This window comes from Sinosporangium siamense (genome assembly GCF_016863435.1).
In the GTDB taxonomy this organism is placed as follows: domain Bacteria; phylum Actinomycetota; class Actinomycetes; order Streptosporangiales; family Streptosporangiaceae; genus Sinosporangium; species Sinosporangium siamense.
In genome coordinates this window covers 39917-59262 of sequence record NZ_BOOW01000049.1, presented here as the reverse complement: position 1 = coordinate 59262, position 19346 = coordinate 39917, and the positions used below count along the sequence as shown (strand labels likewise).

Below are 19346 nucleotides of genomic sequence, written 5' to 3'. Positions count from 1 at the left end.
TGCCCCCGCAGGACGGCACCAAAGCAGGGACGGCATCAGCGTCGAGCGCCCATATCAGCCACGTCCTCGCCCCCTGCGGCGTCCCGCCCCCGCAGGCTGCCCAGCACCTGCCTGGTCGAGCTGGTCGACCACCTGGACCCAAGGTCGTCGCTGCTGCCTTCGGAATGACCGCCGTGAGCATTAAGATCTATCCCACCGACCGGATCGCCCCTGGACTTCTTCTGTCCGACACGATGGCCTCAAGACCCGCTGACCAAGCCCCCGACCCCGATCAGGAGGGTGGTGTTCATGTCATTCCTCGCCTGCGCCCGCTGCGGCCAGCCCCTGACCTCAGAGATCAGCCAGGAGGACACTCCGCCAGCCATCCGAAACGTTCCTGGCCAAGCCTGCATAGCCAAAGGCACCTATGCGTCGAGCTGGAACCACGGCTTCGTCCTGCATCCCGATGACGTCACGGGCGCACGTCGGCATCCGGATCTCCAGCGTCTCGTCGGATGCTGCGGCCCCTCCGGGCTGGACGGTCCCAACCTCGTCTGCTCCGGGTGCGGAGCCGAGATCGGCACCCAGGAATCGGACTGCTGGAACCCCCACCTCGTCGTGACTCTCCCCGATGCCACCAACTTGCTCAGCGACGACCAACGCTGAACCCCGTGCGTTTCAGGCAGCGCCCGACACAGGCTCGCGAACATGTGCGATGTCGACAGATGGATGTTGCTCGTCACCACCACGGAACGACGCTCATGAGCGGCCTCCGCCACCCGGTAGAACGTGCATAACCGCCTTGCGTTCTGCTGCCTGCCAGACCGTGCAGCGGGCCGCCTATGAGTCGGCCGACTTGGCGCTATGCCCGGCGACCACCAACTGCCCAACTAGACATGCCGGGCCGATCCACGCCGCGCCCCGGGCCGGCCATGACGAATCCACCGCCCACGCGCCAGCTCTCCGACCAGCAGGTTGCCGGGATTGACGGCGGTGTAGAGCAGCACCCGCCCTGCAACAGGGTGGCGTCCTCTCCGTCGGCGAAGCGGTCCCACCGTGTCTCCCGCCACTCCCGGCGACCTCGTGCAGAGTGGGACCGCGATTCGGTTGAGGACGCCGACGACCGTAGTAAGGTCCGGTGAGCCCGGCGCGAAGTCAGCGAGCCGACTAGAGCGCGCCGCCTGCAGCTATGCCCGGCTGTGCCGGCGGAGGATCGGCTCCAGGTAGTCCACCTGAGGGCCGGCAAGGTGTGCCACCTCGATGACGGAGCGGACAAGTGTGATCTCCTCCAGTTTAGGGTCACGCCCTCGCGCCGCCTCGGCAGCCAGCAGGGCCGTGAACCGCTCTCGCAGTAGCGGCTCCGGCCGAGCCTCGGCACGGAAGAACACGCCGATGCTGCCGTTCTCGCCGCGCGTGACCGCCCACAGGGTCAGCTCCGCGGGCTCCAGGTCGCTGCCGGTCTCCTCGGCCAGCTCCCGGGCGGCCTGATCGCGCAGGGCCGCCTCATCAAGTTGTTCACCGGCGTCCGGCGGCTCGAGCGAGCCACCGGGAAGCTGCCAGCGACCGGGGGCAGCCGTGGATGACGACATCCGTCCCACCAGAAGAGCGCCGTCATCGGCCGGCTGCACGGCGACGACGAACAACGACGCCAACGCCTCGGCACCCGGCACCCAGCGCAGCGCGTAGTGCCGGTAGGTCACCCGTGTCCAGGAGAGCACCAGGCTGCACGGCTCGTCCCGCTCCAGCCCCGCGCACGCCACCACCGGCCCCTCGAACAGACTGCCGGGGTTGACCCTCACCGCCTCATCCCACACCCTATCCATCGCCAATCGGTGTTTGAGTGGCACCTTCGGCGCGGCGGTCTCGACCAGGCACAGACGGTGAACGTCCAGCAGTTCGACGCCGTCCGGCTGTGGCTCGGTCACCGGCTCGTCCTAGGCAACATACATGGCGGTGCTTTTCGCACACGAGGATCGCTCTAGTCAAGAGATTGCGGGCCAAGTGCGACCCATGGCGCGCCTTGGGAAAGAGACCGGCGGATCCAGATGCGCAATCTCGCGCTGGAAGAAGTCGCAGAGAGCCTCGGGCTCACTCCATAGGCCGCTGATCTCGTCTTGGCACGCCGACACGACGCCGGGATTGGTTATGAAGCTGGGGCGGGAGCCGGATGTCGGTGAGTTCGAGAGCCAGTTGATGATCGTCGGGGTTTGTCCTGTCAGTGAAAACGAGAGCCATGCCCCCCGGAGCAGGGCATGGCTCTCGTTGCTGAGGGTGATAGTCAGATGGCTTGTTCGACGCGGGCTCGGGTTTGGGCGAGCCGGTAGGAATCGGTGCCGGTCTCGATAATGTTGCCGGCGAAGGTGAGGCGGTCAACGATCGCTGCGCAGAGGCGCGGGTCGGTGAAGGTGCGGGTCCAGCCGGAGAAGGACTCGTTGCTCGCGATGGCGACGCTGTTCTTCTCTTCGCGTTCGGTGAGGACCTGGAAGAGGAGCTCGGCGCCGTGCCGGTCGAGTTCCATGTAGCCGAGTTCGTCGATGCAGAGTAGGTCGACGCGTCCGTAGCGGGCGACTGTCTTGGCCAGGACCTTGTCGTCGGCGGCCTCGACGAGTTCGTTCACGAGCTTGGTGGCAAGGGTGTAGCGGACCCGGTAGCCGTTCATCGCAGCCTCGGTTCCGAGGGCGATGAGCAGGTGGGACTTACCGGTGCCGGAGTCCCCGATCAGGCAGAGGGCCTGGCCCTTCTTCACCCATTCGCAGGTGGCGAGCGTGTGGATGACGGCGGGATCGACGTTGGGGTTGGCATCGAAGTCGAAGGCGCGCAAAGTCTTGTCGCGGGGGAACTGGGCGGCCTTGATGCGGCGTTCAGAGCGGCGGCGAGCGCGGTCGTCGCATTCGGTCAGCAGCAGTTCGGCGAGGAATCCCAGATAGGACATCTGCTCGCGGGTCGCCTGCTCGGCCATTTCGGGGAAGGCAGCGCGGATGCTGGGCAGGCGGAGCATCCGGCAGGCATGGTCGATGGAGGCCTGGGCGGCGTGCTCGGTTATGCCGCGCTGGGGGGTGCTCATAGTGTTCCTCCCTGGGCTGGGCGCTCGCCGGACGGCCGGGCGCGTTTGAGGAGCTGGTCATAGGCCGTCACCGAGGGCAGCGGCCGGGTGTCGCGGGGAAGCTGGGCCAGGCGCCGCTCGGTCAGGAACGTCACCGTCGCCTCGTGGCCGTCGTGCTGGGCGGGCTCGGGAGCGGCCTGCTCGTCTTCCTCAGCGGCTTTGCGGGCCTCCAGGGCGACCGCGTCCGCGGTGAGCGCGCCGGCCCGCAGCGCGGCGGCCAGGCCGGTGACCAGATGCTCGGTGGGGAGGTAGCGGGCCAGGAGCAGCACTTCGATCAGCGCGCGGGTGCCGTCGCGGTCGCCGTGGGCCTTGCACGCCGCCGCCCACTGTGGGCGCCCTTGATCCCCGGCCGGCAGTGGAACGCCTCGATTCCGTAGTGCTCGCGGAACGCCGTCCAGCGGGCGGACTCGGTCCGGGCCCGGTGAACCCCAGCACCGCGGAGACCGCGGCCTTCAGGTTGTCGTAGCGGACCTTGCCCGTCGGGACTCCGCCCAGCACGCTGAAAGCGTGGACGTGTCCTTCGAAGAACGCTTCCTGCCCTCCGGTGGCCAGCACCCGGTGGACCGCCTTGCCCGAATACGACAGGCGGAAAGAGAACAGGAAGCACTTCACCTGCTCACCCGCGATCCGGACCGTCACGTCCCCGAAGTCGACCTCGGCCTCGACGCCCGGCAGATGCGACTGCGGGATGAACGCCTCCGGCGGATCCCTGCCGGCCTCTACTCGGATCTCGCCCCGCCGGTGAGCGACGTAGGCGCGGACGATCTGATACGAGATCTCCATCGCCTGGTGCTCGTCCATCAGCCGCGCGAAGATCCGCTTGGCTGTGTGCCGTTGCTTTCGTGGCGCGTCCAGGTCGGCTCGCAGCATCTCGTCGATCAACGATTTGAACGGATCCAACCGGCTCGCCCGCGGGGCCATCTTCTTCCTCGGCTCCGGCCACGGCTGACGCAGCGCCTCAGCCACCGTGTTCCGGCTGACCCGATACTTGATCGCGATCTGCCGACCCGACAGCCCCGCACGAGAATCCCGGCGAATCGCTGCGAATACCTCCACCTTGGACTTCAGGTGCGCCACCTGCGTCTCCTCACACGGAGTAACGCTTCGATACTCGCACCGCCAACCCTCAGGTGGCTCTGGAATTCGCTAATACGGCCCCAGCCCCGCCAAGCGCCACGGAGCCACTGACCGACATCTGGCTCCCACATTCACCTACAGAGCCACGGGATCGTCGATCATGTGATGTTGCAAATGCTCACCGACGGTCGGGCGAGATGTACGGCAGCACCGGTTGTGATGATCGCCAGCCACGAAGAGTCGATGCTAGGCCCGGCCGGGTCGGCTCGCCGCGCCAGTCGTCCCAGTTGCGATGCTCACCGGCCGCGAAGGGCCGGTGCTGGCTGTCGCGGGCTCTTCCACCGCACCTCAGCACTCGTGTTGCGATGCTCACCGGCCGCGAAGGGCCGGTGCTGGAGCGGAACGCCGATCGGATGTTACGCAATCTGCCGTTGCGATGCTCACCGGCCGCGAAGGGCCGGTGCTGGTCAGCGCTGGACTTGTACGCTTCCCATGCCTCTGGGTTGCGATGCTCACCGGCCGCGAAGGGCCGGTGCTGGAGTTCCTGAGCAGGAATTGTGTGTATCAGAACATCTCCGGGCTGTCGTCAGCGAGCTCTTTCGTCACCAACAGCCCGGTATGGACTTCGGAACCTCCCGCGTGTCGCATGAGCACTAGAGGTTCCTAGATCATCCTGCGGCCTCAAACTACCTTCGCAAAGAAGGCTCAGGAAGACACCTGGAAGGGGCGAAACAGGACCACTGTTCTGTTCTCAAGCAACAAGGCACGACCACCCCCATAAGGATGGCGATCCTGATAGCGTGACCGAGCCGATTACAAGATCAACGGGTCATGATGAGGTGCCGGCTCGGCAACGCCAAGCCGATGCACAGCCGCGAACCCGTTGGCAGGAAGGCGATAGACCCGCACCGAATCACCACTGGCATCGATGATCCGCCGCGCACCGTCCAGCAAGGTCAGCAACTCGGCGTCGTCGCAGACGATCTCAAAGACCGACCGCTGCACGCGATGGCCGTACCCCTCGCACAGCTTGGCCATCTTCCGCAGCCGACGTCGCCCCTCCGGTGTCGTGGTGACCACGTCATAGGTCAGCAGCAGCTGCATCAGCTGACCGTCCACGGCACATAGGCAGGCAGTTCTCCTCGGATATGGCGGGCGAGCAGCCGGGACTGGACCACCGGGAGCAGGGACGCTGAGACCTTCCGGCCGAGCACCCGATGGGGCCATTCCCTGTTCTTCCACCCCTGCCATTCGGTAAGGACGAGCTTGCGCCCGTCATCGGTGAGTTGTACGGCACCGCCGGGCAAGGTCTCGAAGTGCTCGCCCCGCAACTGCCTGCGGTTGAGCAGATTGAGCATCAACCGGTCGGCGTGAATGGAGCGGAACTCCTCCATGAGGTCCAAAGCGAGCGCGGGCTTCCCCGGGCGCAATCCGTGCAGGAATCCGAGGTAGGGATCAAGACCTACCTGCTCGGCTGCCCCATGCACGAGTGCCCGGGTAAGACCGTACAGGAAGGAGAGCAGAGCGTTGACCGGGTCGGTGGGCGGGCGCCTGATCCGGACCGTGAAGGCAGGGATGTCGAGGTCGGTGCGCAGCATGCCGGACAGGCCCTCGAAGTACAGGCGGGCGCCGTGACCCTCGACTCCCAGCAGCTCGTCGAGATCGGCCGCCTCAGAACACCGTGTCAGCAGTTCTTGCAGGTCCTCGCTCAAGCCGCGCAACGCGGTCTGCAACGCCGGTGCCGCGTCGCGTGCTCCCTTCAGCAGGACCTGACGAGAGTTTTGGAGCTTGCCCGCGACGCAGCTGCGAGCGATCTGCAGGCGTTTTCCGCTGTCGGCGTGCGCGAGATGCTGGGCGTGACGCAGCAGCACGTTGCCGCGGACCGGGCCGTCGACCCGTCCGAGGAACCGCCCCGAGAGGCTCATCCAGACAACCGAGCGGCCCTCGTCGGCGCATCTGATCAGCAGGTCTGCGGACACGGCGACGTGCCCGTAGACGACGATGCCGTCCAGTCGCCGCAGCGGCAGCGTGCGTTTGGGAACCTCGGGGGCGACCACTTTGAGGCTGTCGTGGTGGAGGTGCAGGCTGGCCCCTTGGGTCTGCACGTACAGGGTGTTGAGGAATTCAGTCATCCCATGCCGCTTCCGGTTGCGGGGTGAACAGCGTCGAGGCCGCCTTGGCGAACGCCTGGGCGCGGGCCAGCACACGGGGCATGCACATGTCGCGCATCGAGCACCGCCGGCACCGCTGGTCGGCAGGCGCGGCGGGAAGGGCCATCGCGATGAGGATGCGCCTGACCGACTCCGCAAGATCGGTGACGCGCCGGCGGAGGGTTGCGTCGATGGTGACGGTGTGCCTGCGGCGATCGGCGCCGGAGTAGATCACGCCTTGCGGAACGGGGCGCCGGAACATGGCCTCCAGGCACATGGCCTGCCCCGCCACCTGGATGTCCGCAGGACCCTCCGGAACGTAGGCACCGGATTTGTGCTCGATGGGCACGATGCGACCACTGTGGTAGATCTCAACGGCGTCGCATACACCAACAAGCCCAAGCTCGTCGTGCCACACGGGCAGTGCACGCAGAGTCCGGATCGCACCACGCGTCTCGTGCCCCGGCTCGTGCACCCGCTGATGCATAAGGGTGCCTCGTACGGTGGCCGCATCGTCGGCGTAGCCGTCCTCAAGCAGGATCAGCCCTGCCTGCCGAGGACAGTAGGCGTAGTGCTCCAACGAGGACAAGGTGACCTGCTGCACCGGATTGCCGGCCATGAACGCCTGAGGGTGCGATCGGTTCATCCCACGAGCCTGGTGAGGGTGACACCCTCCGGCAGGTCGTTGGCGACCGCGACCGTATAGTCCGCAAACGAGCGGGGCGTACCGTTCGTCGGCGGGATCTCGATGCGGCTGAACAGTTCGTGGGAGGGTGCACGGCCGAATGCGTCGTCGTGGCTGAACACATACAGCCCACGCAGTGCCATCTCACCGCGTGTGGAGGCGCGGTCGTGCTCGAACATCATCGTCAGGCTGCGCCAGAAGGTGTCCAGGTCCTGCTCCCCCACCCCGGTACGGCGGGCCAGCGGGGCGCTGAAGTGGCCGTAGCCGAGGTAGAGCCCGTAAGGGACCATGTGCTTGTTGCCCATCTCGGTGGACTCGCCCTTGTCGATGTCGCTCTGGCGGGTCTGGGTGACTCGGGTGATGCCGTGCTCCTGAGGGAGGACCGCGTCGACGGAGCGGGAGAACGTGAGCTGCATGGGGCCCTGCACCCGGCCGCACGGCTTGGTGCCGGTGCTCATGACGGCGCCGAACATGCGCACGTCGTAGAAGGTCTGGCACATCCACTGCTGCGCCTCGGCCTCGGATTTGCGTCGCTGCTTGGGGTCGAGGTTGAGGGCGGCGTAGGCACGCTCGTGCTGGGCGTTGAGGGCTACCCCGGCTTCGACGTAGATGTCGTAGCCGGGTTTGCCCTCCTGCAGCAGCGCGACCATGTTGCGGATCTTGCGTTTGATCGCCACGTCGGTGACCAGGCCCTGGCCGGTTTCGGGGTCGATGCGGGGCATGCCTCCGGCGTCGGGGTCGCCGTTGGGGTTGCCGTCGCGTACGTCGAACAGGAAGGCGAAGTCGTGCTTGCGGCCGGGGTCCAGGTGCGTGCTCATCGGGAAGGGTCCCTTCATGGTCGGGGGGATGGTGAAGGTGGTCAGGCGGGTTCGGGTGGGGTGTCGTTTCCGCGGGCGGTGGCGCGGGCGGCTTCGCGGTCGTGGGCGCGCTGCTGGTGGTAGCCGAGCATGAACCGGCCTTGGCCGGGCAGGTCCAGCACGGCGGGAAGGTCGGTGGTGAACCTGCTGAACAGCTCGTCCAGGCGCCTGTCCAGTGCGATGCCGGCGGCTCGTTTGGAGCCGCGGAGCCGGCGCAGGTGGCCGACGGAGTTCTTGCGGAGCATGGTCAGTACAGCCAGGGGCCTGCCCATGGCGGCTGCGAAGAACTTGTCACCGATGGTGGTGTTGATGTTGTCCAGGGCGGTCCGCTGGATGTTCTCCATGACGGCGAAGATCCGTCCGGACAGGTAGGCGGGGTCGGTGGCATCGAGGTTGAGGCTTTCCAACAGGATCTCCTTCATGGCGGGGTCGGCACGCACGAGCAGCAACCTCAGCAGGGCGGCTCGGGGCAGGTCGGTACGGCCGTCGGCGCGGATGCGCTGGATGAGGCGGGGCAGCAGGTAGGCGGGAAGCCGCTTGTTGCGCAGGGCGGCGGCCAGGAGGTCACGTTCGGCCGATGGCGGGGAGCTGCCTTTGACGTATTCCGGGTCGCCGAACCTGCCCAGCGCCGCCACCATGCGCCAGAGCGGCACACGCTGGGGTCCGTCGAGGCGCGGGTCGGTCATGGCGTGGTCGGTGAACCAGGCGTCGACGCTCTCGCACAGTTCGATCAGCGGGACGTCGATGTAGTCGCGGACGACGACGCGGCTCTGGTTGGCCGACAGAGTGACCGCATAGAAGAAGTTGCTGTCAAGCCAGGGGGCTCGCCGATCGGGCGCGAGCCGTACCTGCTCGATGATCGCGTTGACCTCCTGCGGGACCGCCTTGCGGACCGCGCCGAGCGGGGAGATCGGCGCCGGGCGGCGCAGCCACCACGCAAGGACGCTGTCGGTGCCGCGGGAGTGGTGGTGGGGGTCGGCCAGCAGCGCGTTCAGCGCCGACATGGCCGAGCCGCCGCACAGGTCGCAGATGGGGGTGTTGGCCAGCTGGGTTGTCCCGCCCCGGCCTTGCGCGCTCTTGTTGATCGACACCAGTTGGGCGTCTCGGCCGCGGCCGTCGGCAACAGGGATGGCGCCGGGTTTGACGGGTTCGGGAATGGTGTCCAGCAGCGATCCCGGCTGCCCGCAGACCAGGCATATGCCCTCGCCACCGTCCGAGCTTTTCCGCTCGCGGACGATGTATCCCCATGCGGTTACCGCCGAGGGCAGGTCGTGGACCCAGCCGTGGTCAGTTCTGATCGCCACGACGTCTGTCGGTTTCGCGTCCTCGGGGATTCCGACACGCAGGTGGGCGCCGCTTTGGAGGAAGCGGAGCACCGGCGTGGCAAGCGGCTCGTCGGCAGCCCATCGGGCGATCAGCTCGGCGAAGTGTTCAGCGCGGCGTTCGGCCTCGGCGGCCTGCTTGTCGCTGTCGTCTTTGGGCATGGCCAGCACGTATTGCAGGGTGTCGGTGAGAAGGAACGGCGGTGGCGCGACGCCGGACCGCTGCACATAAGGGGTGGCCATCAGCTGTCCCGCCTTGGCTTCGGCCGTGCTCAGATCGATCAGCCTGTTGCCGCGCGGCCTGCCGTCGGGGGTCAGGTCGAGGGCCCAGCGCACGCTGCGCCGGCGGTAGTACGGTGCGGGCAGGTCGGTACGGTGACCCGCATGCTCGGCGAGAGCCCTGATCAGCATGGGTTCACCGCCGTCCTCCGACTCTCACGGCCCCGCTGCCCGGGAGTTCGGCGCCCTGGGGTGGCACGACCAGGACGCCGTTTTGGATCTCGGCCATGAACCAGCGGTAGGTTTCGCCGGCTTCGCCGTACTCGATGGTGTGCAGCATCACGCCGAGTACCTCAGAGTGTGGGATCGGCGGGCGGGCGGTGGGCGGGCCGAAGGAGGCTGAGAACTCCCGCACCCCGAGGAACGGCTGGGAGAAGCAGGCGCCGCGTGTGACTCTGCGTCTGAACTGGTCGCGGTACTTGGCCTCTGGATCGGTTGCGTGGGGGCGCAGGTCGACCTGGGCGTGGATGCGGTATGCGACGTCGCGCAGGCACACCATGTTGCGCTGGTCCCGGTCGGTTTCGGCGTCGAAGCGGACGGAGATGTCTGCCATCGCCTCCCGAATCCAGTTCATGGTCAGCATGGAGGAGACCTCGTTGCGGCGGATCGACGTCCAGCGGATGGGTTTCAGCACGTCGATCTGTTCGATCCGGTAGTCGAACTCCGACTTCCAGAAGATCGCTTCGAGGAGTCCTCTGGCGGCCGACGGGGTCATCACCGGATAGCTCAGGCGCTCGGTTTTGAACTCAGGTCGGGTGAAGCAGGCATAGGGGCCTTCCACTTCCACTACCAGCGGTGTGGGCTGGGAACGGGCTGTCGTCAAAACACCAGCTCCTGGGGGTCGGGGGTTGTCATCTCGATACCTCGTTGCGGGTGGTAGTCGCCCAGCCATTCGATGAGGTCTCCGATGACCGGGGCGGCCAGGCCTTCCTCGACCGCGCGGAAGGCGAGGGCACGAGGGAGGGTCGCCATGTACGGCCGCAGGGCCCGCAGCTGAGTCGCCGAGCCCGGGTGTCCGGCGCGTAGGTGGGCGAGGATGCGTTCCAGCTGGTCGGTGTCGCCGTAGTGGACCGCCACGGGAACGGTCCACTCGTCGATCATGCGGAACAAGTCGGCCACCTTGGGGAAGTCGTGGACGCGGCGCTCGGCTTGGATCTCCTGGCCTTGCTGTTCGACGTTGTGGAAGTCGAAGCGGGCGCGGTAGTAGGCCTCAAGAGCGTCCAGGTCGTCGGGCGGGCAGTGCGGGCCGAAGCGGTCTCGTGTCGCCTCAAGGGCCGCTCCGTAGATCCGTCCGGCGGCCTGGTTGCCGTCCTCCGGGTCGAAGATCGTCACATAGCCGCTGGTGAGGTGTCCGCTTCGGTTGACCCGTCCGGCGGCCTGCTGCATCGCGTCGGCTGAGGCGTAGGCCCGGAAGCCTGCCGGGAAGTCCAGGTCGACTCCTGCTTCCACCAATTGTGTACTGATCAGCGTGATGGGCAGGCCCTTGGCGAGGTGTTGCTTCGCCTTCTCCAAGGTCTTGCGCCGGTGGGCTGCTGCCATCCGGGTCGACAGGTGCAGGGCGGACCGCTCTTCTTCGACAAGCCGGTGAAGGCGGTGGGCGTCCTTGGTCGTGTTGACCACCGCGAGTGCCTGAGGTTCCGCCGCAATCTGCTGGGCGATCTCGGCCATCGTCGGTTTGGGGTCCAATAGCCAGCGGTATTGCACGCGGTTCAACGCCTTGTACAGCGGCTTGGGTTGGGCGATCACGTCGTGGATGGATGCACTGTGCAGGGGGCTGAGCAACTCGAAAGGCGGCTGAGTGGCGGATGCGAGCAGTACGGTGGTGCCGAATCGCTCGGTCAGCGTGCGAAGCGCCGATACGATCGGGATGAGAAGGCGGTCGGGAAGAGCCTGGACCTCGTCGAGCACGATGACCGATCCAGCCATCCGGTGCACACGGCGCATCGCTGCAGGTTTATTGCTGAACAGCGATTCAAACAGGCGGACGGTCGTGGTGATGACCACCGGTGCATCCCAGTTCTCGGCCGCCAGCCGCTGCCAGCGCCTGCCGGGCGCGCCGTCGTCGAGGTCTATGCCGCTGTGGTGCTCAAGAACGACCGGATCTTCGCCGGGGCGGTCCAGCAGATCACGGAAGACTGCGGCGTTCTGCTCGGTGATCGACATGAACGGCACCGCCACGATGACCCTCTTCATACCGTGGCGGCGCGCATGATGCAGGGCGAAACCGCCGCTGGCAAACGTCTTGCCGGATCCGGTCGGGGCAGGCAGGCGGTAGATACCGCCCGGGCCGGCAGCGGCCTCGACTGCTTGGGCGTAGACCTCCTGCCGCTGAGCGTCGACGGGCGACGCCTTGAAGCGGGCGAGCGCTTCGAGTCTTCCCTGTTCGTAACGCTCGACCAGGTCGGCGGCACTTGCCGGATGCGGCGAGCGGGCGACGCCTTCGAAATGCGCTTCGGTGTCAAGGTAGTCGGCGTCCACGACGGTGCTGTAGACCATCCGCACCAGAAGATCCAGAGCGTAGGGGTCTGCCTCCACTGCCTCTGGCAACCATGCGGGCAGCGTGATCGGGCCCGGCAGGTGGATCTCGGGCACGATCTCCGCCACCCGCTGGATCGCCTCGGCCACCAAGGGGTGGTTGTCGGCGAACTCCAACTCCGCCTTAAGCCTGGTCGGATTGGGTAGGCCGCCGTGATGGCCGAACACGATCGCCGCCATGATCCCTAGACCTTGCTGGTCCAGCAGCCAAGTGCCGGCGTGCTTGTGCATGCCTCCTACTCGGCCGCCGTGGCTTTCTGCGCGGATCAGGCGTTTTTGCCAATCACAGCTGCCTTTTCCGACATCGTGCACCAAGCCGCAATGCGCAGCCAGCGGGCCGGCGTCGAAGGGCTGACCGAAAAGACCTGCGCGGGATGCCGTGCCACGCAGGTGGTCGCCAAGTTCGTGGCGAACCCCGTCACCGCCTCTTGCGCTGTGTGCCCATAACCGATCGGCCATGTCGCTCCTTCTGAAATCCGCGAGCGACACGCACTGTAGGGGATCGCACTGACATTTTCATCGCTACTCAACACACGGGAGTCTTAGTCCATGTTTGACCAATATCAGCAGCTATTAGGCGTTGTTGACTACCGATTTCCCGAATCGAACATTCTGGGCTAACTGCTACCGTTACTACGCTGGGCGTCCCATCTCGGTTTGGGAAAGCAGCCATGCCTCTGTGTTAGTAACCTGTAGCTGAGACCTGACGCTGACTCCTTCTCCCCCATCGGGGTAGATGACCTTGAGGGTCACCGGCTGCGGAGAGCCGGTGCTGGGGGGATATCTCCGCTCAGAAGACCACAACCGGGCCAGTTGCGGTGCTCACCGGCCGCAGAAGGCCGGTGCTGGCGGGCACCACCCGGTCACGCTGAGGTTGCCCGTGGAGTTGCGATGCTCACCGGCCGCAGAAGGCCGGTGCTGGGCGAGCTTGGCTCAGCTCCTTGAGCTTCGGGTCAACGTTGCGATGCTCACCGGCCACAGAAGGCCGGTGCTGGCTCGTGCCGGTTGCGCCGGTAGCGGGCCTCCAGCTGGTTGCGATGCTCACCGGCCGCAGAAGGCCGGTGCTGGGCTGACTGGATGCACATGATCCATTCGTTGGCACGGGCGTTGCGATGCTCACCGGCCGCAGAAGGCCGGTGCTGGTGCCTGGTGGGGCGCTGAAGAGCTGGGCCTGCTGGGTTGCGATGCTCACCGGCCGCAGAAGGCCGGTGCTGGACGAGCGTGAGCCGGATTGCCCTGGTGATCGGGCTGGTTGCGATGCTCACCGGCCGCGAAGGGCCGGTGCTGGAAGGGCGGGGGTAAGCGGTTCCTGACGGCTGGCGGTTGCGATGCTCACCGGCCGCGAAGGGCCGGTGCTGGACCCGAGCCGCGCCTGTGGGACTACCCCACAAGCTGGTTGCGATGCTCACCGGCCGCGAAGGGCCGGTGCTGGTCGAGGGCCTGTCGGCTCGCCGGTCATGACATCAGGGTTGCGATGCTCACCGGCCGCGAAGGGCCGGTGCTGGGGCGCATCTGCACGCAGGAACGGAGAAACCACATGTTGCGATGCTCACCGGCCGCGAAGGGCCGGTGCTGGGACCACTGCCCGATTCGCAACCTCCACCTCCACCAAGTTGCGATGCTCACCGGCCGCGAAGGGCCGGTGCTGGTGAGGGCAGACCTTGCCTGGAATGTGGCCTGAGTTGTTGCGATGCTCACCGGCCGCGAAGGGCCGGTGCTGGACTTCTTCTGGCTGTTCATCGACGGCGTCCAGCAGCTGTTGCGATGCTCACCGGCCGCGAAGGGCCGGTGCTGGAGCCGCAGCCCTCGTCGGTCTCATCGACACCGGGGTGTTGCGATGCTCACCGGCCGCGAAGGGCCGGTGCTGGGGCAATGATCTGGTTCGCAAGAGGGGCGGTCTTTGCGTTGCGATGCTCACCGGCCGCGAAGGGCCGGTGCTGGCCGGGTCTCCGATGTCGGGCCCGCCATCACCTTGAGTTGCGATGCTCACCGGCCGCGAAGGGCCGGTGCTGGACACCCACCGCGGCCGGAGCCGACCTGCCCGCAAGTTGCGATGCTCACCGGCCGCGAAGGGCCGGTGCTGGCGCCGCCGTCGGCGGTGCAGCTCCGGGCACCGTGCTGGTTGCGATGCTCACCGGCCGCGAAGGGCCGGTGCTGGCGATCGCCTCGGTCAGGTTCTCGCCCAGCGTGGCGGTTGCGATGCTCACCGGCCGCGAAGGGCCGGTGCTGGGCCTCGGCGTAGCCGACCTCGCCGCCGTCCTCTCCCGGTTGCGATGCTCACCGGCCGCAGAAGGCCGGTGCTGGGGTCCGTAAATCGGTCGATCGCGGGCTGGAGCGAGTCGTTGCGATGCTCACCGGCCGCAGAAGGCCGGTGCTGGCGCAGGCCGCTCCACGCCTTTGTGACGAGCTGCAGGTTGCGATGCTCACCGGCCGCAGAAGGCCGGTGCTGGAACTGACTCTTATGGAAGGACTGGTAGTCATGGAGTTGCGATGCTCACCGGCCGCAGAAGGCCGGTGCTGGGGTAGTCCCGCATCGCGGTGGTGGCGAGCTCGTCGTCGTTGCGATGCTCACCGGCCGCAGAAGGCCGGTGCTGGCCGGCCATCAGCTCACCTCAACAAACAGCTCGGCGGTTGCGATGCTCACCGGCCGCAGAAGGCCGGTGCTGGACCATCCCCCGAACGGCCCTCACGGGCCATCTGAGCGTTGCGATGCTCACCGGCCGCAGAAGGCCGGTGCTGGCGCCGCCGCCAGCAGGATGGGCGACGCAATCAGCCAGTTGCGATGCTCACCGGCCGCAGAAGGCCGGTGCTGGACGCCGATGTGCTGCTCTCCATCGCCTCCGGGGAGGTTGCGATGCTCACCGGCCGCAGAAGGCCGGTGCTGGTATGCGCTCTCGACAGCACGCCTGGTAACAGATGAGTTGCGATGCTCACCGGCCGCAGAAGGCCGGTGCTGGAGGCCGCGTTTCGCGAGGTCTTTGATGTTGTTGGCGTTGCGATGCTCACCGGCCGCAGAAGGCCGGTGCTGGGGTGCGCTACTCCGCGGGCTGATACCAGGTGCTGTAGTTGCGATGCTCACCGGCCGCAGAAGGCCGGTGCTGGTGCCGGGGGCGGCTGGATGAGCCGCTTCCAGTGCACCGTTGCGATGCTCACCGGCCGCAGAAGGCCGGTGCTGGCCGTGCAAGCGAGCACGGAAGCGAGCGATGCATTTGTTGCGATGCTCACCGGCCGCAGAAGGCCGGTGCTGGGCGGGGGGAGTGGTGGCGGCTCGGGCTCGCCGCAGGTTGCGATGCTCACCGGCCGCAGAAGGCCGGTGCTGGATCGGCGTCCTGCGTGGCCGTGTAGGTCCCACCGAGGTTGCGATGCTCACCGGCCGCAGAAGGCCGGTGCTGGGGGACAGAGCTGGTCCGGTCCGCGATCAAGAGCGAGTTGCGATGCTCACCGGCCGCAGAAGGCCGGTGCTGGTCCGCATCTTTGGGCTTGATCAGGACCTCTTTGAGTTGCGATGCTCACCGGCCGCAGAAGGCCGGTGCTGGTCGAGGATGTCGGACTCGATGCTGTAGGCGAGGCGGTTGCGATGCTCACCGGCCGCAGAAGGCCGGTGCTGGGGGCATGTCGGCCGGCCTCGACGTGGCGAGCGTGAGGTTGCGATGCTCACCGGCCGCAGAAGGCCGGTGCTGGCCCGCTCGACGTCGGCGGCGAGCGGCTCCTCAACGTTGCGATCACCGGCCGCAGAAGGCCGGTGCTGGGTCGGCAAGGTTGCTCGACAAAGACCACGGAAAGTTTGTTGCGATGCTCACCGGCCGCAGAAGGCCGGTGCTGGATCGGACGAAGCCGCTCGACGGCGCAGAGCCGCGCGGTTGCGATGCTCACCGGCCGCAGAAGGCCGGTGCTGGAGGGGGCAGAGGAGTATCGAGTCATCCAGTTCGGGTTGCGATGCTCACCGGCCGCAGAAGGCCGGTGCTGGTCGGCTGCTCGCGCCCCGCAGCCATCGTCTCCTCGTTGCGATGCTCACCGGCCGCAGAAGGCCGGTGCTGGACCAGCAGCGGCCCCATCGGTGAGCGCACCCGCGATGTTGCGATGCTCACCGGCCGCAGAAGGCCGGTGCTGGGATACGCCCTCGGCCTGATGTCGATGCGCCTCGGTGTTGCGATGCTCACCGGCCGCAGAAGGCCGGTGCTGGGAGGGGAGCGGCCCCTTTCATCCGACCGCTCTATGGTTGCGATGCTCACCGGCCGCAGAAGGCCGGTGCTGGGGTTCCTGAACAGGCAATATCCCGAAGGCGGCGCTCTCCATCCATGCCAACAAGCGCACTAACGGTACCGATAGACCGATTTGAACCTCGGAACCCCTGGCGTGTCGCATGAGCACTAGAGGTTCCTGGATCACCTGACATGGCGGGCACGTCAACGTCGGGAACACCTTTCAGGGTGCGTCGCGCTCTCACTCACCGTGGCCCATGGGAAAAGCATGTTCTCTTCTCAAGCGACAGAAGACCCAGCATATCGAAAAGTGCATTGAATCGAGGCAGCAAGTTAGGGCGCAGACCATGACCCGCAGCCATGACGACGGGCTAGGCTAGCCTTGAGCGGTGATTGCACGGCCAGTAAATGAGGAGACTCGGGAATCGCGAGTCCAGAGCTCCAGGGATGCCCGAGCGGCAGGCTACGAACCGACCGGGGCCGGCGACCTCATTCCTCTTCTCTGGCGCGTGGGGCATCGGGCTCGCCAGTGTTGGGAATAGGACGAGAAAGCGCCGGCGTCCTTAGGCGTTAGCTCGTAAGCATCGTGCGCCAGCGGGATGAGCTTGTTTCACAGCCGGCAGATCAGGCGAAGCTTTGGACTCGGCACGCAGAGGTCAGGGTGTCCACTCTTAACTGTGGAAAGGCCGTTGAAAGCACGCCACCTACGGGCAGGCGACGCTCGGCCCTACGTCTGCCGAAAGCTGGCGTCGAAACGGGCTGGAGGCTAGGGGCGGGACCCGTCTCCCGTTACCTTCCGCCCAACAAACGGAACAGAAAAACGATCAAGAGGCCTTCTCCCGGGCAATCCAGGATCTGTCCTCCAAGCTTGGCAAGCACTGTGGGGTACCAGGACTCGGGACCAGAGACCTTGCCCAGGCGATCCGGTCAGTCCTTCCGTGGTGACTGCGCGCCAATCTCGATGTTCACCCACGCTACCGACGATCAAGGAACCCGAACCTTGCCCTACCCCACCATGCCAAGGTCTCCCCCAACCTGACGGCGCGTCCCACAGACAGATGACGCACGTGTTCGAGCTGCCCGAGGGCCTCGACCCGGTGGCGAGGCTGGAGGAGAACCTGGGCACAGGATGGGATTTCGCCGCGCGCGTCGTGTTCGACGCTCCCCTCACCGAGCTGGCGCCCTGGATCCGGTCGCCCATGGGACGGCTCGAGTCGGCGGGGGTAGGGGTGCGTGCTCGTCGGCAGCACGAGCAATCCGACGATGTACGCCCAGGAGTGGCTGCCGAATGTGCCGTTCCCCTTCCGCGTCGAGGGCGGGCCGGAACTGCGCGCCGCGGTCGCGACGCTCGCGGCGCGTCTCGCCGCCGCCGTGGCGGGCGTCACGCCCGGCCTGGGGCCTGACCGGCTGTGACGCGCGCCAGGAAGCGTTCCGATGTATTGAGCTTGCGCTCGGGATCGCTGGTCTGAGCGTCGTGCAGTCGGCCGATCTCGCAGACGATGGTGTTGATCGAGCGTGGGGATATGCGGGCCGTCCGGGCGACGGGCGGCGATGGAGGCGGCGGCGAGGACCGCTTCGGTCGGCGCGGTGCTGGTGGCGGCGTCTGCGGGTCGTTCCAGTCGGGTCACCCTGCAACAAGCCGTCGAGATAGAGGCGGCCAGCGGGGTGGCGGCGTCTGCAGGTCGTTCCAGCCGGGTTACCTGGGCCGCCTCATACCGACCTACCCACCAAGATCTTCAGGACACTCCCAGGTTTTGCGGGACAGAAGGTTGGTGACAGCGGGCAGGCCGTCTGAGTCCCTCTTCCGGGGGTGTGGAGCCTCGCGGTTCCCGTCTATGAAGGCCCCGATGGCCGGCTGATGTCCGACGCGAAGGCCAAAGCTCTACTTGGTCTACGCGAGCTGTCAGCTAAGGGTGAGGTTAGGCCGATACGGAGGCTCCAGCCGGGAACCGCGCGCCGATCCACTGGGCCATAGTCTCCCCGGCGAGTGTGGCGCCAGAAGCCATGCCTTCACGCAGTGGGGCTCCAAAGTGACGGCCCGGAATCCGGACGTGGGTGACGTCCGGGTGAGGCAGCAGTTCGGCGAACCGTGTCGCATCAGCGGGGAAACAGGCTTGGTCTCCGGTGAGTTCGACGAGGAGTGCTGGAACGTTGGCGTCGGGTGCGCAGGCGGCGAGGTCGGCGCGAGTGGCGTTGGCCGACCAGGTGGAGAGCCATGCTTCGGGGGTGGTTAGCCTGCCGAAGCCCAAGACGCCGTAGTTGGTCAGGTCGGGCCGCCGACCGAACAGGGAGCCGTAGGGCCGGTCGTTAGGGTCGAGGCTGAGGTCGACCGACCGGAGGTCGGCGTCTGTGCGGTGCACCACGATCACACCACTGGCCAGTGATGCTCGGCGGTCGCGGGGGTCCCCTTGAGCCTTGAAGCGCTTCTTGGCGTCTCGGGCGTCGGTGACGCGTTCCCAGGCGGCGGCGTCGATGCGTTCGATGCGGGCCCGTTGCGCTTGACGGTAGCGCTCAATGAAGTCGGGTGGGTAGGTGGAGCTTTCCGGCGGTGCTGCGAAGCCGTTTACCGGGTTGTACGGGTCGAGGTCGGGCGCGACGGACAGGGGGTCGGCCTCGTCGATGAGTGAGGGATCGATCATCCGCTGGAGGAGGGCGCCTTGTCCGGGATGGGGGGCGAACATGATCAGCCCGTCGGCCGGCGGCATGGCGGCCGACGGCAGCGGGACGGGCTTGCCTCCCGGCGTGCTGTCCAGGCGTGCGGCCGGGGCGCGGATGGCCTGCTGGAGGTAGAAGGCTGCCAGGGTGGCGCCGCCGGAGTGCCCGACCGCGACGACGTGCTCGAAGCCCAGGTCGCGAAGGAAGGCGTGACCGGCGGCCATGTCGAGGAGCGCCTGCTCGTGCAGGAGGGTCAGGTCGTTGCCGAGTGAGCGCGCGCCTTGTGTCCATACGGCGAATCCGCGGGTGAGAAGTTCGGGCACCAGGATGTGGTGGGAGAAGTCCTGCCGCGGATGCATGAGGAAGGCGACGGTGGTGGCGCCGGGAATGACTCGGAGCAGTCCGTTGACAGTGGCGCCGTCATGGGTGGTCAGTTCGTGGGCGGTAGTGCGGCTGCCGTCCGGCAGCTTTGCGGGTGCCATGTACCGACCGGCTCCCAGTC

Annotated in this window: 12 protein-coding genes, 1 pseudogene and 2 CRISPR repeat arrays; of the genes and pseudogenes, 2 read left to right on the top strand and 11 right to left on the bottom strand. The window is 66.8% G+C overall.

The annotated features are described in order from the left end of the window. Positions 1–288 precede the first annotated feature (288 nt). Positions 289–645 carry a hypothetical protein gene (locus Ssi02_RS34020; RefSeq protein WP_204031709.1) on the top strand — a complete coding sequence of 119 codons (357 nt, stop codon included), beginning with the start codon at positions 289–291 and terminating at the stop codon, positions 643–645. Between the two features lie 521 nt (positions 646–1166). On the opposite strand, the gene Ssi02_RS34015 is transcribed toward Ssi02_RS34020, so the two are convergent. From Ssi02_RS34015 to Ssi02_RS33970, 10 genes and pseudogenes are all read right to left on the bottom strand, one after another. Further along, a complete protein-coding gene (locus Ssi02_RS34015; RefSeq protein WP_239130240.1) occupies positions 1167–1904 on the bottom strand; it encodes an NUDIX domain-containing protein in 738 nt (245 codons plus the stop codon). A 353-nt stretch (positions 1905–2257) separates the two neighbouring features. Then, a complete protein-coding gene (istB, locus tag Ssi02_RS34010; RefSeq protein ID WP_204031707.1) occupies positions 2258–3043 on the bottom strand; it encodes an IS21-like element helper ATPase IstB in 786 nt (261 codons plus the stop codon). Beyond that, positions 3040–4150: pseudogene (gene istA / locus Ssi02_RS34005) on the bottom strand (IS21 family transposase). Before istA ends, istB begins: the two are co-directional and overlap by 4 nt. Before the next feature lie 822 nt (positions 4151–4972). Further along, entirely contained in the window at positions 4973–5263 is a 291-nt protein-coding gene (gene cas2, locus Ssi02_RS34000) for a CRISPR-associated endonuclease Cas2 (protein WP_204031705.1), read from the bottom strand. After that, entirely contained in the window at positions 5263–6291 is a 1029-nt protein-coding gene (gene cas1c / locus Ssi02_RS33995; protein ID WP_204031702.1) for a type I-C CRISPR-associated endonuclease Cas1c, read from the bottom strand. Before cas1c ends, cas2 begins: the two co-directional genes overlap by 1 nt. Beyond that, positions 6284–6955, bottom strand: a complete 672-nt coding sequence (gene cas4, locus Ssi02_RS33990; RefSeq protein ID WP_239130239.1) for a CRISPR-associated protein Cas4 — start codon at positions 6953–6955, stop codon at positions 6284–6286. Before cas4 ends, cas1c begins: the two co-directional genes overlap by 8 nt. Further along, positions 6952–7812 carry a type I-C CRISPR-associated protein Cas7/Csd2 gene (cas7c, locus tag Ssi02_RS33985; protein WP_204031700.1) on the bottom strand — a complete coding sequence of 287 codons (861 nt, stop codon included), beginning with the start codon at positions 7810–7812 and terminating at the stop codon, positions 6952–6954. Before cas7c ends, cas4 begins: the two co-directional genes overlap by 4 nt. Positions 7813–7853: 41 nt before the next feature. Beyond that, positions 7854–9584, bottom strand: a complete 1731-nt coding sequence (cas8c, locus tag Ssi02_RS33980; RefSeq protein WP_204031697.1) for a type I-C CRISPR-associated protein Cas8c/Csd1 — start codon at positions 9582–9584, stop codon at positions 7854–7856. A gap of 4 nt (positions 9585–9588) precedes the next feature. Continuing rightward, positions 9589–10275 (bottom strand): type I-C CRISPR-associated protein Cas5c, encoded by a 687-nt coding sequence (cas5c, locus tag Ssi02_RS33975; protein WP_239130237.1) that lies wholly within the window; start codon positions 10273–10275, stop codon positions 9589–9591. Beyond that, positions 10272–12446, bottom strand: coding sequence for a CRISPR-associated endonuclease Cas3'' (locus tag Ssi02_RS33970; RefSeq protein WP_204031695.1), 2175 nt, complete (start codon positions 12444–12446; stop codon positions 10272–10274). The genes cas5c and Ssi02_RS33970 overlap by 4 nt, the downstream gene beginning before the upstream one ends. 353 nt (positions 12447–12799) lie before the next feature. After that, positions 12800–15668: direct repeats of the CRISPR family, unit length 37 nt; unit sequence GTTGCGATGCTCACCGGCCGCAGAAGGCCGGTGCTGG. A 104-nt stretch (positions 15669–15772) separates the two neighbouring features. Continuing rightward, positions 15773–16242: a CRISPR direct-repeat array (repeat unit 37 nt; unit sequence GTTGCGATGCTCACCGGCCGCAGAAGGCCGGTGCTGG). A 1210-nt stretch (positions 16243–17452) separates the two neighbouring features. On the opposite strand from Ssi02_RS33970, the gene Ssi02_RS33965 reads away from it, so the two are divergent. Continuing rightward, positions 17453–17602 (top strand): hypothetical protein, encoded by a 150-nt coding sequence (locus Ssi02_RS33965; RefSeq protein WP_204031694.1) that lies wholly within the window; start codon positions 17453–17455, stop codon positions 17600–17602. Between the two features lie 506 nt (positions 17603–18108). Here Ssi02_RS33965 and Ssi02_RS33960 read toward each other — a convergent pair. Continuing rightward, positions 18109–19326, bottom strand: a complete 1218-nt coding sequence (locus tag Ssi02_RS33960; protein WP_204031693.1) for an alpha/beta fold hydrolase — start codon at positions 19324–19326, stop codon at positions 18109–18111. Positions 19327–19346: the final 20 nt, after the last annotated feature.